The sequence below is a fragment of the Colwellia sp. C1TZA3 genome, from assembly GCF_007954265.1.
Lineage (GTDB): Bacteria > Pseudomonadota > Gammaproteobacteria > Enterobacterales > Alteromonadaceae > Cognaticolwellia.
This window is the reverse complement of sequence record NZ_VOLS01000049.1, coordinates 1-16399: the sequence shown is the minus strand read 5'-3', so window position 1 is coordinate 16399 and position 16399 is coordinate 1. Positions and strand designations below refer to the sequence as shown.

Sequence of the window (16399 nt, the reverse complement as noted above, 5' to 3'; positions counted from 1 at the left end):
AATGATAAAACCAATTCTGTTTCATACTATTTATCCACATAAAACGAGTAAAGAATGGGTGGTTTTTGTCCATGGCGCTGGTGGTAGTTCAGCCGTATGGTTTCGTCAAATTAGAGCGTTTCAGCAACAGCACAATGTATTGTTGCTAGACCTTCGTGGCCATGGAAAATCCAGTCAGCTAGTAAAAAGCTTTGTCGGCAGCCATTATTCTTTTAATAAAGTCTCTGAAGATATTATTGATGTCTTAGATCATAATAATATTGCTTGTGCACATTTTGTTGGCATTTCGTTAGGCACTATTATCATTCGTAACATAGCGGAAATTGCACCAACGTATGTATCAAGTATGGTTTTAGGTGGTGCTATTACACGTTTTAACGTGCGCAGTAATATTTTAGTTTATTTGGGCAACACCTTTAAACATTGTTTGCCTTATATGTGGCTGTACCGTTTATTTGCCTTTATTATGATGCCAAAAAAACGCCATAAAGAATCTCGTCATTTATTTGTTCGCGAAGCTAAACGTTTGTGCCAGAAAGAATTTATCCGTTGGTTCAAATTAGCCATGGATGTTAATCCTCTAATGCGCTACTTCAAAGAGAAGGAAATCGAAATACCTATTCTTTATATTATGGGTAAAGAAGACCATATGTTTTTAGAACCGGTAAAAGAAATGGTTAAGCGACATAAAAATAGTTTATTACATACCATCCATCAATGTGGGCATGTTTGTAATGTTGAGAGCCCCGATGCTTTTAATAAACACTCTTTAGATTTTATAGCGCAGCAAAATAGCTAAACAACTTTACTGGCATGAAACTAATCTATAAAAGTTAAAACCAAATAATATACCTAACGCGCAAGCAGAGTTGTTTAAAAATCCTAGTCAGCATATTAGTAGCGTTAGGCAGATAGTGCGTAACTATCAGCATTTAGCATAAAAATTTCAACAACGGTGAGTTAGCGCTTTTATGATGCGTTACATAGAGAAAATCCACACGATGATTTACCAATATTTCCACTAATCAATTCATGTTAAAATAGCCATGATTTCTAAGCTTATAGCGAGATACCTTACCCGTGATCACAGAAAAACTCTTAGCCCCAATTAAGTCATTCTTAAAATGTGAAACCCCACAAGCATGGCTTGATGAAGCGGCAAAAAAAGAAAACTTGTCTATTCTCCTCATTGACCACCTGATATGTGAGCTAAAAGCCGCACAGTCAGCGATGTTTTTCATCCGAAAATATGTGGTTGATAAAGCCAGTGGTGATGCGCTATTGGCTTGGTTACAACCGTTTGAAACCCTGATATACAAACGAGAAGGTGATTGGCGCTTATTAGCGACTAAAAACAAACTGACAAAGTCGGTGATCCCAAAAGCAAATTCTCCTTATGGGCAAAGTTTGATTGATAAAATGGTCTTGTTAATAAAAGAAGAGCTACATCACTTTTATCAGGTCTTAGAAATTATGGATGAATATGGAGTGGAATATCGCAGCATTACTCCATGTCGCTACGCTAAGGGCATGTTAAAACATGTTAAAACCTTCGAACCTGATGCACTTTTCGACAAATTAATCGTCGGTGCTTATATCGAAGCAAGATCTTGTGAACGTTTTGCTATGTTAGCGCCACTGGTTGATAAACGTTTGGGCGACTTTTATATCTCTTTACTTCGTTCTGAAGCGCGACATTATCAAGACTACCTGACACTGGCAAAAGAAATAGCGGGCCCAGAACAAAGTGACAAGGTTGATAACCGTATTGCTTACTTTGCTGAGGTAGAAAGCCAATTAATTACTAGTTCAGATAATGATTTTAAATTTCATAGCGGTGTACCGACATTTTAGCGGTAAGATAATTTTTACTGCTTAACTTGCTCGATAGTTATTTAAAGTGATGGTTACCAAAAATATCCTATATATTACACTGAATAATTAAAACCTATTACTGTACTATATATTTTTGCTTGTAGGTTTTATACCTAACAAATGATGAATAATGCTGGATAAGATTTTAATTCTCACCATAACTCGCTAGACTGCTAACAGGCGTTCTAATGCGCTGCCTATGAATATGATATTCATATAAAATACAATAATAAGGAAAATAATTGATGCGCACTATGATTGCATTGGTTGGAGCTGTAGCGTTTTTGTCCGCTTGCCAACCTAATAGTTCAACAAAAACGACTCAAGAGCCAAAGGCAGTGGCAGCAACTCAAACGGTTGGACAAAATAAACTTAGTGAGTCGCAACGATTAAATGAATGGTTTGCGGTTAAGTACGAAGAAAAGCTGCAAAGCAGCCCGATGATGTTGACGTTTTTGGGCCGTAAAGAGCAGTATGACCAAATAAATGATATGACGGAAGCCTTTGAGAAAAAGCAATTAGCATGGCAAGCGGCTACGGTTGCAGAGTTAACATCGAGTTTTGATTATAATAACTTAACGTCAGAAGCGAAAATTTCGTACGATATTTGGCTTTATCAATATAAACAAGCAAAAGCGGGGGAAAAGTTTAACAATAACAATTATATTTTTACTCAATTTAACGGTATCCAGGCCTTTGCTGCGCAGTTTTTAATTAACTTTCATCGTGTTGATGAACTTAGCGATATGCAGGCGTATGTCACGCGTATTACCGGTATTAGTACTGCGATTGATCAGTTACTGGTGCGAGCAAAAGAAAATGCTGCGTTAGGTACACGGCCACCTAAATTTGCTTACGAAGGTGTTATCGAACAGGCAAGTAATTTGATCACGGGTAAGCCATTTTCAAACGCAGAGGGCGCAAAAGATTCGCCACTTTGGATGGATGTTCAGCGAAAAATTAGCGCGTTAGTTGAGGCTAAAAAAATGACTGCTGAACAAGCAATATCTTTAAAGTCAGCCGCTAAAAAACAGTTACTTGAAGCCTTTTTACCGAGTTACCAAACGCTAATTGCTTGGTTTGAAAGCGATATAACTAACACAGTGAGTAACCCCACTGGCGTTTCCACACAAAAAAATGGCGCAGCGTTTTATAACTATATGATTGGCGCTTCAACAACAACTGAATTGTCTGCTGATGAAATTTATGACATTGGTGTTAAAGAAGTAGCGCGTATCACCGATGAAATGATCGCGATTAAAGACCGTGTTGGTTTTGAAGGCGATTTACCCGCGTTTTTTAATTTCATCAAAACCGATGAGCAATTCTTTTATCCAAATACAGATGAAGGGCGACAAGGTTATATTAGTGATACTGAAGCTTATTTAGACTTTATTAATGCACAGCTACCAGAATACTTTGGCCTGTTGCCAAAGGCTGATTTAGTGGTTAAACGCGTAGAAGCGTTTAGAGAGCAAGACGGTGCCGCGCAACATTATAATTCAGGGACGCCAGACGGAAGTCGCCCAGGGGTTTATTATGCGCATTTATCTGATATGTCAGCCATGCCAAAAAATGAAATGGAGGGCGTGGCTTATCATGAAGGTAATCCCGGCCATCATATGCAAATATCTATCGCACAAGAGCTAACATCAGTGCCACAATTTCGTACACAAGCAAATTTTACCGCCTATAGCGAAGGTTGGGGTTTATATGCTGAATTGCTAGCGAAAGAGATGGGCGCTTATCAAGATGACTTTTCTGACTTTGGTCGACTGGTCAATGAAATGTGGCGTGCAGTACGTTTGGTGGTTGATACCGGCTTACATACAAAAGGCTGGACTGAAGAGCAAGCTATTGCTTACTTTAAAGAAAAAACACCGATTGCTGAAGAAGCCATTATTTCTGAAGTTCATCGATATTTAGTACTGCCAGGTCAAGCAACAGCCTATAAAATAGGTATGTTGAAAATATTGCAGCTACGTAAAAATGCAAAACAAACACTCGGCGATCGTTTTGACATTCGAGGCTTCCACGATACTGTGCTTAGTGGTGGTGCTATGCCATTAGCCATTTTAGAGCGAAGAGTGAATGATTGGGTAAGTAGTCAAATGCCTAAGTAGTGATTAAATCTAGGCAGTGATGAAACCTAGGTAGTTATAGCAACTTCATTAATTAATTAGGTGGTCTACTTTATACGCAGTAAAAACCACCCAACATCCTGTTTTTGAAGCATTAGTACATCCGTGTACGTCAATCTCAAGGTTTAGTGATCTTCAGGGTAAGAATATAGTTAGGTGGCATGACTTTGTTGTTAAATCAGCAGGGTAGCTGTACATTTTAAGAAAATAAGCTGTTATTACTTGTTTAGTTCAAATGGGCTATCCATCAATTCCATTGCATCAGGGGTGACTTTGAGCCAAGCACCTTGCTCGTACCAATCGCCCAGTACAATGCGTTTTGCGTCTTGTTTGTTGGCTTTTATATGATGAACTGCGGGTCTATGCGTATGGCCGTGGATCAAAATCTGACTGTGGTGTTGCTCTAAACACTGAATAACTTCGTTTGGCGTAACATCCATAATGTCTTGTGATTTCATCGCTGTCGCTGTTGCACTTTGGTCACGATAATTATTGGCAATTTTTCGTCGAACAAATAAGGGTAAGCTTTTTATGATAGCTTGCCACCACCAACTGCGTGACTTTTTACGAAAAGCTTGATAAGCAACATCGCGAGTACAAAGGGTATCACCATGCATAATAATTACCGGCTTACCATATAAGTCTATTAAAGTGACTTCTGGTAGCAGTTGCATGCCGGATTGTTTAGCAAAACGTTTACCTAATAAAAAATCACGATTACCATGAATAAAATAAACTTTACAACCGAGTACCGAAAGCGCCTTTATTGCTTGAGATATTGCTAAAATAAAGGCGCTATCGTCATCGTCGCCAATCCAGTATTCGAATAGATCGCCCAAAATATATAATACTTGTGCTTTAGGGGCTTCATTTTTTAAGAAAGCTAAAAAACAGGCCGTAATATCGGGCCTGTTTTGCGCAAGATGTAAATCAGCAATAAAATAAGTTAAAGCTGATTTATTGCTTAAGTGAGAAGTTTCGCTCATAGCGCTGTGTATTACGCTACGATGGTTTCTTCAATTAATATTTCTTCTTTTGGTACATCGTCATGAAAGCCAGAGCGACCGGTATTAACTAAGGTCATTTTGTCAACAATGTCCATACCTTCAACCACCTTAGCAAACACACAGTAACCCCAGCCTTGCACGTCTTCACTTTTAAAGTTAAGGAAGTCGTTATCAGCTAAATTGACAAAAAATTGTGCTGATGCTGAATGTGGGTCTTGGGTACGTGCCATGGCTAAAGTACCACGGGCATTAACTAAACCATTATTTGCTTCGTTTTGAATTGATTCACGGCTGTCTTTTTCGTTCATGCCTGATGCGAAACCACCGCCTTGCGCCATAAAGCCTTTAATAACACGGTGAAAAATTGTGCCGTTATAAAAGCCATCTTCAGCATATTGTTGAAAGTTTTTAGCGGTAACAGGTGCGTTGTCAAAATCTAATTCAATTTTAATTTCGCCTAAGGTTGTTTTAAATGTGATCATTGTTTTTACTCATAAATCTAAAGGAAATTTAACTGGCCAAATTGTAACTCAATAAAAGAAACATTTCTTGGCAAAATTTCTCAGCAAATCAAGCCAAGCTAATGATCCATACTAATACTTGGGGTACAATTGTAATAATTCCCGTTGTGGGGATAAGTGAATTTAATCAAGTATTGATATTACATAGGAAAAAGCGCCATTATGTTGCAGATTTATAATACCTTAAGCAGGAAAAAAGAAGTTTTTAAACCGATCACTTCCAACAAGGTAGGTTTATATGTTTGCGGTATTACTATTTATGATCGTTGTCATATTGGTCACGCCAGAACTTACGTTGCCTTTGATATTATTGCCCGCTACTTAAAGTATTTAGATTACGACTTAACGCATGTGCGCAATATTACTGACGTTGATGATAAAATTATCAAACGTGCTAATGAAAACGGTGAAAGCTGTGAAGATTTAACCTTACGTATGACCGAGCAAATGTATCAAGACTTTGATGATCTTAATATTATGCGTCCAGATATTGCGCCAACAGTCACTGGCCATATGGCTGAGATTATTGCTTTGGTTGCACGCCTTATTGAGCGCAAAAATGCCTATGTTGCCAGTAATGGTGATGTTATGTTTGAAGTCAGTACTTATAAAGACTACGGTAAACTGAGTTTACAAAATTTAGATATGCTGCAAGCAGGTTCGCGTGTCGATATTGACCAAGCAAAGCGCAGCCCATTAGACTTTGTGCTGTGGAAAATGGCTAAACCTAACGAGCCGAGTTGGCCATCACCTTGGGGTAAAGGTCGCCCAGGTTGGCATATAGAATGTTCCGCTATGAATTTAAAACATTTGGGTGAACATTTTGATATTCATGGTGGTGGCTCAGATTTACAATTTCCACACCATGAAAATGAAATAGCTCAATCCTGTTGTGCACACGATACACCGTATGTTAATTATTGGATGCACGGCGGTATGGTGCAAATAAATAAAGAAAAGATGTCAAAATCTTTAAATAACTTTTTTACTTTGCGCAGTGTGCTTGATGCCTATGATGCAGAAAGTGTGCGGTTCTTTTTAACCTCGAGTCATTACCGTAGCCAGTTAAACTATTCAGAGGATAACTTAACGCAGGCGCGTGCCAGTTTAGAGCGTATTTATACCGCGTTGCGTGATATCACTCCGATTAAGGTCGAGTTAAAAGGTAACGAATACGTTAAGCGTTTTGAAAAAGCGATGGATGATGACTTCAACTGTCCTGAAGCGATGCCAGTTTTATTTGAATTGGCAAAAGAAATAAATCGCCTCAAAGCAACCGATATTGAAGCCGCCTCAAAGTTGGCTTTTATTTTAGTCTCATTAGGCGAAGTATTAGGAGTTGCACAAAACTCACCAGAAGACTTTTTACAAGGTGGTGATGCGGATAGTGATGAAGTGGCAGAAATTGAAGCTTTGATTAAACAACGTAATGACGCCCGAGCTGATAAAAATTGGGTAATGGCGGATGACGCACGGGATAAGTTAGCGGTATTGAATATTATTCTAGAAGATAGTGCCGGCGGTACAACGTGGCGTAAAGGCTAGAGTTACCTTGGTATGCGCGTACTAAACTAAAAAGCCTGCAATTGCAGGCTTTTATGTATAGGATGTACGATATGTTGAAAGAGCGACGATGTACAGGATGTACGGTATGTCGTGCTCACAAGGCCGTTCCTAGCCATCTTGGTAATTGCTCCGGCATTGCTCTACTAACTTACATCCTCGTAAGAACATACACGTCAATTTAGGTTATTTACTATGAAACTGTTCACAAGCAATAAGTGTGTTTTCTATTAAGCTAGCTACCGTCATTGGACCGACACCACCGGGTACAGGCGTAATATAACCGGCTTTTTCTTTTGCTTTAGCAAAGCCAACATCGCCTACTAGCTTACCGCTTTCTAGGCGGTTAATGCCAACATCAATGACAATGGCGCCTGCTTTAATCCATTCACCCGGAATAAATTCAGCTTTACCAACAGCAACAACCAATAAATCAGCATTTCTTACTTTTGTCTCTAGGTCTTTGGTAAATCTATGGGTGGTGGTAACCGTACAACCAGCGAGTAATAACTCTAGTGTCATAGGGCGACCAACAATGTTTGATGCACCAACCACAACAGCTTCAAGGCCGTGAGGTTCTACGCCAGTTGAGGCGATTAATTTTATAATACCTTTTGGCGTACAAGGACGAAGTCCAGGTTGGCGTAAAGCTAATTTACCAACATTGTTTGGATGAAAACCATCAACATCTTTTAATGGATTAATATGCTCAATAATTAAATTAGCATCTAAGCCTGCAGGTAAGGGCAGTTGAACAAGAATACCGTCTATTGCATTATCGTTATTTAACTCATCAATTAAGTCAAAAAGTTGCTCTTGAGAAGTTGTTAAAGGCAAGTCATAAGAACGTGAGACAAAACCAACTTCTTCACAGGCTTTTCTTTTACTACCAACATAAACTTGAGAGGCGGGATCTGAACCGACCAAAATCACCGCTAATCCGGGAACACGCAGACCATTTTCTATGCGTTGCTGTACTTTATCTTTAACAGAAAGGCGTAGTTGTTGGGCGATCAACTTACCGTCAATAAGAGCTGCAGTCATAATTCTTCACAAAAGGCTAAAAAACGAGGTTATTTTCGCATAATAGAAAAGCTATTTGTAGAAAATAAATGCACAGAGTGTTGAAATAATCATTTTTTGATAAATAATGACGATATTAGACAAAATAAGACAATACTTTTATATTATCAGCCAATATCAGTGGTATTTTAATCAAGATGCTGTAAAATTGAGCGAACGCACATTTATTTAAAAAAAGTGTTTGACGGACAACGGGCAACTAGGTAATATCCGCATCCGTTGAGAGAGCAAGCTCTTTTAACGGATGTCGGTGATTAGCGCAGCTTGGTAGCGCACTTGGTTTGGGTCCAAGGGGTCGCAAGTTCGAATCTTGCATCACCGACCACTTTTTTATTTTACATGATAAAAAGGAGACAAATTTTATACCTGATAAATTTTGTTTAGCATCTGTAGGCAATGTGCGCCCTTAGCTCAGCTGGATAGAGCAACGCCCTTCTAAGGCGTGGGTCGTAGGTTCAAATCCTACAGGGCGCGCCATACAATGGTGGCTATAGCTCAGTTGGTAGAGCCCCGGATTGTGATTCCGGTTGTCGAGGGTTCAAGTCCCTTTAGCCACCCCATTTTTATGTATGGTTTAGTTAAAGTATATCGGTGATTAGCGCAGCTTGGTAGCGCACTTGGTTTGGGTCCAAGGGGTCGCAAGTTCGAATCTTGCATCACCGACCACTTCTTCTTTACAATTATCTTATTTAATTTAATCTATCTAATGTTCTGCGTAGTCTAAAAGATTAAATGATGGTTTGGCTGTAACTAAGTTCAGTAGCAAGCTCGAATCTTGCATTACCGAGCAACTACTATTTTCGATTACTTTATGTGATTTAAATACCTTATGCAGTTTAAAATATCAAGTACTGGCTTATACCAATCCCATTAAGTTATTGCTCACTTGTACTAGTTAAAATAGCTCAAGGCTGTGTTGCTCTCACTCCCAATAGCCAGCTATTGCTCAATCGAGCGCCTTACCTTGAATTATTTTTCCTGCGCACAACAAGATCACAAACTTAATGGAACTGGTATTAGGTGTCATTAAGTTCAGTAACAAGTTCAAATCTTTTATTACTGACAACATTCTTAAAATTCTTCAGCTAAATCTTCTCTAAATAGCAATTTTATTTTCTATTATTGCCTCAATAGCATTAAATTTTTAATTTATTTGCGTTCTATGCTCGACTCTTGTTTAAAGCACCGCTATAATTTCGCGTCATTATTTTAATCTGAACATCTTTATTCGGATTTTCCGGGCTCTGTTAGTAATACTGGCAGGCTGAATACATAACTTTGTTATAAAGTTTTGTTGACTATATTTAGATGCGTTATAGAAAGCGTACATACGCTAAGTTTTTTGAGGTAATTAAATGCAAGTTTCAGTTGAGACTACACAAGGTTTGGAACGTCGTTTAACGATTTCTGTTCCTGCCGAAACAGTAGATGTTGAAGTTAAAGAGCGTCTTCGCCACATCGGTAAGACCCAACGTATCAATGGTTTTCGTCCAGGCAAAGTGCCACCATCGGTTATTCAAAAACGCTATGGCCAATCTGTTCGTCAAGAAGTTGCGGGTGAATTCATGCAACGTAACTTTGTTGATGCGATTGTTGCTGAAAAATTAAACCCAGCAGGTCGTCCAGCATTCGTTGCTAAAAGCAACGAAGATGGTAAGCCATTAGAATTTGAAGCAACATTTGAGATCTACCCTGATGTTGTTTTAAAAGATTTAGATAAAATAGCGGTAGAACGTCCTGCTGTTGACGTTACCGATGCTGACCTTGATGAAATGTTTGAAACATTACAAAATCAGCATAAAACGTGGAAAGAAAACAAGCGTAAAACCAAGACCGGCGATAAGCTAACTATCGATTTTAATGGCCGCGTTGACGGTGAAGAATTTGAAGGTGGTAAAGCTGAAGGTTTTGAACTTGAATTAGGCTCAGGTCGCATGATCGCTGGTTTTGAAACCGACATCATCGGTATGAAAGCTGGCGAAGAAAAAACTATCACGGTATCTTTTCCAGACGATTACCATGCTGAGAAGCTTAAAGGTAAAACTGCTGAGTTTGATATTGTTGTGCACACAACTGAAGGTGCTGTTTTACCAGAAATAGATGATGAGTTTGCCAAACTATTCGGTGTAGAAACCGGTGGCGTTGCTGCACTTCGTGAAGAAGTGGGTAAGAATATGGCGCGCGAACTTAACCAAGCTGTTAAAGCTAAAGTTAAAGAGCAAGTGATTGAAGGCCTACTTGACGTTAGCGAGTTAGACATTCCAGCAGCACTTATTGCCCAAGAAGTTGACGTATTGCGCAAGCAAGCTATGAAACGTTTTGAAGATCAAATGGACCCGAATAACTTACCAGAACTTCCAGCTGAAATGTTTGAAGAACAAGCGAAACGCCGTGTTAAAACCGGTTTGCTTTTAGGTGAAGTGATCAAAGTTAACGAACTAAAAGTTGACGAAGCTAAAGTGACTGAATTAATTGAGTCAGCGGCTTCAGCTTACGAAGATCCATCTGAAGTTATCGAGTACTACAAAACTAACAAAGAACTTGCTCAACAAATGCAAAATGTTGCATTAGAAGAACAAGCCGTAGAGTTGTTACTTGCCAGTGCAAAGGTAACAGACAAAAAAGCCAGCTTTAAAGATATTATGAATCCTGAAGGTAAATAGACCTTTTAGATTGACATTCTGCTGAGCAATCGCTTAAATGGCTTGTATGGGGACATATGAGCCATTTTTTTATAAAAGGAAAGTTAGTGTTTACTTCTCAAAATAATTCTCACGATTTAACAAGTATGACCGAAAGTGCCTTGGTGCCTATGGTTGTTGAGCAAACTGCCAAAGGTGAGCGCTCTTACGATATTTACTCAAGACTGTTAAAAGAGCGCGTTATCTTCCTTTGTGGTCAAGTTGAAGACCATATGGCTAATTTGATCGTTGCTCAATTGCTATTTTTAGAGTCAGAAAGCCCAGATAAAGATATTTATTTATATATAAATTCTCCCGGGGGCTCTGTTACTGCAGGCATGGCTATTTACGATACCATGAAGTTTATTAAGCCAAATATTAGCACAGTTTGTATTGGTCAAGCAGCTAGCATGGGCGCGTTTTTGCTGTCTGGTGGAGAAAAAGGCAAACGTTACTGTTTACCTAATGCGCGTGTCATGATCCATCAACCCCTTGGTGGTTTTCAAGGTCAAGCTTCTGATATTGAAATTCATGCAAAAGAAATTTTGTATATCAAAGAAAAGCTTAATCGCTTAATGGCAGAACATACCGGCCAACCATTAGAGAAAATATCTGGCGATACAGACCGTGATAATTTCTTAAGTGCTGAAAGTGCGGTTGAATACGGTTTAGTTGATGCCATACTAGAACAAAGAATGGATAAATAACGGTCTATTCCTCATACGCGTTGTTATTTTCGCGATTTATGAAATACTGATCAGTATTTGTTTATAAAATTTTTAAATATTAGAGGTACCGTATGACCGATATGAAAACAGGTGACGGTGATGACGGTAAGTTACTGTATTGCTCATTTTGTGGTAAAAGTCAGCATGAAGTGCGTAAGTTAATTGCAGGTCCTTCAGTCTTTGTTTGTGATGAATGTGTTGAGTTATGCAATGACATTATTCGCGAAGAAATTAAAGAAATTGCGCCCAAGCAAGATAAAGAGAGCTTACCAACGCCAATCGAAATTCGTGAAAGCTTAGATGACTATGTTATCGGGCAAGAACACGCTAAAAAAGTGCTTGCTGTTGCAGTTTATAACCATTATAAACGTTTACGCAATGGTGATTCGCATAATGGTGTAGAGCTAAGCAAAAGTAATATTTTGTTAATTGGTCCTACAGGTAGTGGTAAAACATTATTAGCGCAAACATTAGCGCGCTTATTAGATGTGCCATTTACTATGGCAGATGCTACCACACTAACCGAAGCCGGTTATGTCGGTGAAGATGTTGAAAACATCATTCAGAAGCTACTGCAAAAATGTGATTATGACGTTGAAAAAGCAGAACGTGGTATTGTTTATATTGATGAAATTGATAAAATTTCACGTAAATCAGACAATCCATCAATCACCCGTGATGTTTCGGGCGAAGGCGTACAACAAGCGTTATTGAAACTGATTGAAGGTACTGTTGCCTCTGTACCGCCGCAAGGCGGTCGTAAGCATCCACAACAAGAGTTCTTACAAGTCGATACCTCAAAGATTCTATTTATCTGTGGTGGTGCGTTTGCAGGTCTTGATAAAGTTGTTGAGCAACGTTGTCATACCGGTGCGGGTATTGGTTTTGGCGCGACAGTGCGTGGCAAAGACGACGAGAAAACCTTAACGCAACTTTTTCAAGATGTAGAGCCACAAGATCTTGTTAAATACGGTTTGATCCCAGAGTTTATTGGTCGACTACCTGTCGTAGCAACTTTGACAGAGCTTGATGAATCGGCACTTATTCAAATATTACAAGAGCCTAAAAATGCTTTAACTAAGCAATTTTCTGCGCTTTTTGATATGGAAAATGTTGAACTTGAATTTAGAGCCGATGCTTTAACTGCTATTGCCCATAAAGCTATGGTTCGTAAAACCGGCGCTCGTGGTTTACGCTCGATTGTTGAGGGGGTTCTACTCGAAACTATGTACGAACTACCTTCGATGGAAAATGCCGTTAAAGTTGTTGTTGATGAAACGGTCATTAGAGGTGAGTCTAAGCCGATTATTATTTATGAAGCGCAGCAAGATAAAGCGTCATCAGAATAATTTTTCGTTAAATTAAGTCCAGAAAGTGACGTTAGCCAATTCGGTTAACGTCACTTTTTTTTATTCATCTGTTGAAAGTATTTACAAACACCCCATATACAAATACATATCCTTAAAAATCACATCATACTATTCACCGAGAGAGTAACCAATGACTAAAGAGTTATCTGGCGTAGTTGAAATTCCCGTATTAGCCTTACGTGATGTCGTTGTCTATCCGCAAATGGTTATCCCATTATTTGTTGGTCGCGAAAAATCTATCCGTTGTCTTGATATTGCCAACGAAAATGATAAGCAAATCTTCCTTGTTGCACAAAAAGATGCTGCAGTTGATGATCCCGCACAAAGCGATTTGTACCAAACCGGTACTATTGCCACTATTTTGCAAATGCTTAAGTTACCTGATGGCACCGTTAAAGTATTGGTTGAAGGTGTGCGTCGAGCTCAAATTACTGAGTTTGTTGAAACCGATGAATATTTTACTGCCAATGCTGCATTTTTAAATGTAGAAGGTGTTCCTGACGATAGTACTGAGGTGTTAATTCGCTCGGCTATTTCTCAGTTTGAAGGCTATGTTAAATTAAATAAAAAAATACCACCGGAAGTTTTAACCTCGGTTTCAGGTATTGATGATGCCGAGCAGTTAGCCGACACCATGGCAGCTCACATGCCACTTAAATTAGTCGACAAGCAAAAGGTACTAGAAATTACCCACGTTTCAGAACGCCTTGAGTTTTTAATGGCGTTAATGGAAGGTGAAATCGATTTACTGCAAGTTGAGAAAAAAATTCGCACGCGTGTTAAAAAACAAATGGAAAAAAGCCAGCGCGAGTATTATTTGAATGAGCAGATGAAGGCTATTCAAAAAGAATTAGGTGATGACGAGGAGGGCACAAACGAAGCTGATCAAATAGAAAAGCAGATTGAAGCAGCGCAAATGCCCAAAGAAGCAAAAGATAAAACCTTAACAGAACTAAAAAAATTAAAAATGATGTCACCCATGTCAGCTGAAGCCACCGTTGTGCGCAGCTATATCGAGTGGATGATTAGTGTGCCGTGGAAAAAGCGCAGCAAACTAAAGCGCGATCTTAAATTAGCACAAGAAGTGCTAGATAAGGATCATTACGGACTCGACAAGGTCAAAGAACGCATAGTTGAGTACTTGGCTGTTCAACAACGTGTTAGCCATTTAAAAGGGCCTATTTTGTGTTTAGTTGGACCTCCAGGTGTAGGTAAAACCTCGTTAGGGCAATCTATTGCTAAATCAACCGGTCGTAAATACGTCCGTATGGCGTTAGGCGGTGTGCGAGACGAAGCTGAAATACGTGGACATAGACGCACCTATATTGGCTCATTACCCGGTAAGCTAATCCAAAAAATAGCTAAAGTTGGCGTCAAAAACCCATTATTTTTATTAGATGAAATAGATAAAATGGCCTCTGATATGCGTGGCGATCCTGCATCGGCATTATTAGAAGTGCTAGATCCAGAGCAAAACAGTAGTTTTAATGATCACTACTTGGAAGTTGATTATGACTTATCTGATGTAATGTTTGTCGCTACGTCAAATAGTATGAATATCCCTGGACCCCTATTAGACCGTATGGAAGTTATCCATTTATCGGGTTATACCGAAGATGAAAAACTCAACATTGCTAAAAATCACTTGCTGGATAAGCAAATAGAACGCAACGGTTTAAAAAGTAAAGAAATTGAAATAGAAGACAGTGCCATTGTCGGTATTATTCGTTATTACACCCGTGAGGCTGGTGTTCGTAGTTTAGAACGTGATATTTCTAAGTTATGTCGTAAAGCGGTTAAATTGATTTTATTGGACAAAAACGTCAAAAAAGTAACGATAAATCAAGCGAATTTATCAGAGTTTTTGGGTGTGCAACGTTTTGATTATGGTAAAGCAGACGATCAAAATCGTGTTGGTTTAGTAACGGGCCTTGCTTGGACTCAAGTCGGCGGTGAGCTACTAACCATTGAAACAGCTTCTGTGCCAGGCAAAGGTAAGTTGAGCTATACCGGCTCACTTGGTGACGTAATGCAGGAGTCGATACAAGCGGCAATGATGGTAGTGCGAAGTCGCACAGAAAAGCTTCGTATCAATAGTGACTTCCATGAAAAACGCGATATTCATGTGCATGTACCTGAAGGTGCAACACCAAAAGACGGCCCAAGTGCTGGCGTAGGCATGTGTACAGCCTTAGTCTCAAGTTTAACCGGTAATCCAGTAAGAGCTGATGTGGCAATGACTGGCGAAATTACTTTACGTGGAGAAGTCTTAGCAATTGGTGGCTTAAAAGAGAAATTACTCGCAGCACACCGTGGTGGTATAAAAACCGTTATTATTCCCAAAGATAATGAACGCGATTTGATAGAAATCCCTGACAATGTTAAAGCTGATCTAGCTATTTACCCAGTAAAATGGATAGATGAAGTGTTAAAAATTGCTTTAGAACATCCTATTGATAAGTGGCAGTCAGACAAGGAAGTGGTTAGAAAATAGCTGTTTTTGTTAAAAAACTTAGAAAAATAGCAAAAAACTTGGTAAAAACGTAATTAACGCTTTTCAAACGCTGAAACTATGGTAAGTTAATGACGCTAACAACGCTAGAGCCCCCATTTATAAGGGGCCTAGTAGAGATAAAAATTATTATCAATATTTTTAGTTTTCTTTAACTCGGCGCTTTATGTTCAAAAAGAAGCTTAAGATAAAGCTTCTGCAGGACGCTAAACAGAAGATAGCGCTAAATAATAACAATTGAAGGGGAATACACTGTGAACAAATCTCAACTTATCGAGAAAATTGCTGCGGGTGCTGACATTTCTAAAGCTGCGGCTGGTCGTGCATTAGATTCATTTATCGAAGCAGTTACAGAAGAATTAAAGGGTGGCGAGCAAGTTGCACTAGTTGGTTTTGGTACTTTCTCAGTACGTGACCGTGCTGCACGTACAGGCCGTAACCCACAAACTGGTGCGACTATCGAAATCGCAGCAGCAAAAATCCCATCTTTTAAAGCTGGTAAAGCACTTAAAGATGCTTGCAACGCTTAATTAATAGCTTTGCTAAAGATTGAACATTAAGCCGCTTTTATAAGCGGCTTAATTGTTTCTAGAACATTAGTTATGATTAAAAAAGCTAGTCGTTATAATCTCGCCTCCTTCAGTAAACCATAAAACTTAAGACTCATTTCATTTAGTTATTGCGCACTTATGCCGGTTAAAGTACACCACGGCTATGGTGCTCTTAAACAGCATCACCGCATAACAAGATCCCAAACGTAATAATACCAAGTTGTTTAATACCAATTTGATTAATACCAATCCCATTAAGTTATTGCTCACTTGTACTAGTTAAAATAGCTCAAGGCTGTGTTGCTCTCACTCCCAATAGCCAGCTATTGCTCAATCGAGCGCCTTACCTTGAATTATTTTTCCTGCG

Annotated in this window: 12 protein-coding genes and 4 tRNA genes; 13 read left to right on the top strand and 3 right to left on the bottom strand. The window is 39.0% G+C overall.

What is annotated here, in order from left to right:
- Nucleotide 1: 1 nt before the first annotated feature.
- From ESZ39_RS13495 to ESZ39_RS13485, 3 genes are all read left to right on the top strand, one after another.
- Complete coding sequence (locus ESZ39_RS13495; RefSeq protein ID WP_146880427.1) at nt 2-799, top strand: alpha/beta fold hydrolase; 798 nt, start codon at nt 2-4, stop codon at nt 797-799.
- Nucleotides 800-1080: 281 nt separating this feature from the next.
- On the top strand, nt 1081-1854 hold the full coding sequence (gene miaE, locus ESZ39_RS13490) for a tRNA isopentenyl-2-thiomethyl-A-37 hydroxylase MiaE (RefSeq protein ID WP_146880426.1): 774 nt from the start codon (nt 1081-1083) through the stop codon (nt 1852-1854).
- A 266-nt stretch (nt 1855-2120) separates the two neighbouring features.
- Nucleotides 2121-3998: a DUF885 domain-containing protein gene (locus tag ESZ39_RS13485; protein WP_146880425.1), complete on the top strand. Its 1878-nt coding sequence runs from the start codon at nt 2121-2123 to the stop codon at nt 3996-3998.
- 236 nt (nt 3999-4234) lie between these two features.
- Here the strand turns inward: ESZ39_RS13485 and ESZ39_RS13480 are convergent, their stop codons facing one another.
- A complete protein-coding gene (locus tag ESZ39_RS13480) occupies nt 4235-5002 on the bottom strand; it encodes a UDP-2,3-diacylglucosamine diphosphatase (RefSeq protein WP_146880424.1) in 768 nt (255 codons plus the stop codon).
- Between the two features lie 11 nt (nt 5003-5013).
- Nucleotides 5014-5505: a peptidylprolyl isomerase gene (locus tag ESZ39_RS13475; protein WP_146880423.1), complete on the bottom strand. Its 492-nt coding sequence runs from the start codon at nt 5503-5505 to the stop codon at nt 5014-5016.
- 201 nt (nt 5506-5706) lie between these two features.
- Between ESZ39_RS13475 and cysS the strand changes: the two genes are divergently transcribed.
- Complete coding sequence (gene cysS, locus ESZ39_RS13470) at nt 5707-7089, top strand: cysteine--tRNA ligase (protein WP_146880422.1); 1383 nt, start codon at nt 5707-5709, stop codon at nt 7087-7089.
- Nucleotides 7090-7293: 204 nt separating this feature from the next.
- On the opposite strand, the gene folD is transcribed toward cysS, so the two are convergent.
- Complete coding sequence (folD, locus tag ESZ39_RS13465) at nt 7294-8151, bottom strand: bifunctional methylenetetrahydrofolate dehydrogenase/methenyltetrahydrofolate cyclohydrolase FolD (RefSeq protein WP_146880421.1); 858 nt, start codon at nt 8149-8151, stop codon at nt 7294-7296.
- 287 nt (nt 8152-8438) lie between these two features.
- On the opposite strand from folD, the gene ESZ39_RS13460 reads away from it, so the two are divergent.
- From ESZ39_RS13460 to hupB, 9 genes are all read left to right on the top strand, one after another.
- Nucleotides 8439-8515, top strand: a tRNA-Pro gene (locus ESZ39_RS13460).
- A gap of 75 nt (nt 8516-8590) precedes the next feature.
- Nucleotides 8591-8667: transfer RNA gene (locus ESZ39_RS13455), tRNA-Arg, on the top strand.
- Between the two features lie 7 nt (nt 8668-8674).
- Nucleotides 8675-8750 (top strand) — tRNA-His (locus tag ESZ39_RS13450).
- 29 nt (nt 8751-8779) lie between these two features.
- Nucleotides 8780-8856: transfer RNA gene (locus ESZ39_RS13445), tRNA-Pro, on the top strand.
- A gap of 689 nt (nt 8857-9545) precedes the next feature.
- Nucleotides 9546-10853, top strand: coding sequence for a trigger factor (gene tig / locus ESZ39_RS13440; RefSeq protein ID WP_146880420.1), 1308 nt, complete (start codon nt 9546-9548; stop codon nt 10851-10853).
- A 125-nt stretch (nt 10854-10978) separates the two neighbouring features.
- Nucleotides 10979-11578, top strand: coding sequence for an ATP-dependent Clp endopeptidase proteolytic subunit ClpP (gene clpP / locus ESZ39_RS13435; RefSeq protein WP_146880439.1), 600 nt, complete (start codon nt 10979-10981; stop codon nt 11576-11578).
- Nucleotides 11579-11670: 92 nt separating this feature from the next.
- Entirely contained in the window at nt 11671-12948 is a 1278-nt protein-coding gene (clpX, locus tag ESZ39_RS13430) for an ATP-dependent protease ATP-binding subunit ClpX (RefSeq protein WP_146880419.1), read from the top strand.
- 151 nt (nt 12949-13099) lie between these two features.
- The gene (gene lon / locus ESZ39_RS13425) at nt 13100-15463 is read left to right on the top strand and encodes an endopeptidase La (protein ID WP_146880418.1); all 2364 of its coding nucleotides are present in this window, start codon (nt 13100-13102) and stop codon (nt 15461-15463) included.
- Nucleotides 15464-15735: 272 nt separating this feature from the next.
- Entirely contained in the window at nt 15736-16011 is a 276-nt protein-coding gene (gene hupB, locus ESZ39_RS13420) for a nucleoid-associated protein HU-beta (protein ID WP_146880417.1), read from the top strand.
- Nucleotides 16012-16399: the final 388 nt, after the last annotated feature.